This window comes from Bacillus sp. P4_D3 (assembly GCF_056401855.1).
Genome location: NZ_JBFUIN010001245.1, coordinates 1 through 619 on the forward strand (window position 1 = coordinate 1; position 619 = coordinate 619).

Annotated in this window: 1 protein-coding gene and 1 pseudogene; both read left to right on the forward strand. The window is 35.9% G+C overall.

What is annotated here, in order from left to right; translation table 11 throughout:
• Positions 1-391: pseudogene (locus tag AC1DTM_RS30580) on the forward strand (ThiF family adenylyltransferase); the annotation flags it as partial.
• Between the two features lie 15 nt (positions 392-406).
• The coding region (locus tag AC1DTM_RS30585) for a DUF441 family protein (RefSeq protein WP_477001716.1) at positions 407-619 on the forward strand (213 nt) is incomplete at its 3' end.

Below are 619 nucleotides of genomic sequence, written 5' to 3' on the forward strand. Positions count from 1 at the left end.
ATTTAGAGGTGGCGTCATGTCTTTTACTCCTGACTCTACACCCTATGAAATTGCGTTAGGATATCCGTCTTATCAACAAGAGCTAACAACAGAAATCCAAGATAAAATTCATGAATTAAAAGATGGGCGTGCTCTTCATTCTGTCACGTACGGCGCGGATGAGAACTGGGCAAATAGTTATGTACAAAAAAATCGCCCATGGGCGGTACTGTCTCCTGTTGCGAATATGGTAGGCATTCTAGCAAGCTTTGAAGCATTTAAATTTATGATAAATCGAGAAGAACTAAAACCTGTAATAAGTCCAAATTTAATTCAAATTAACCTTGCAGATCAGAATATGGTACAAGTTTCTGTACCGGAAAATGGTAGTTGGGATTATACAACACTATAGATGAGGTAAAAGAATATGTTTCCTTTTTTGTTACTCGGAATTATTGTGACACTCGCCCTGCTTATAAAGGATTATGCCCTAGCTGGTGCTGCTTGTTTATTAGGAGTTGTACTTGCTGTTAGACAAAAAACTTTATTACATCTTATTCAACAATATTCTTTTCCAATTGGTATTTTCTTTCTGATGTTATTCCTTTTAGTACCAATTACATCTGGAAAAATTACAAGT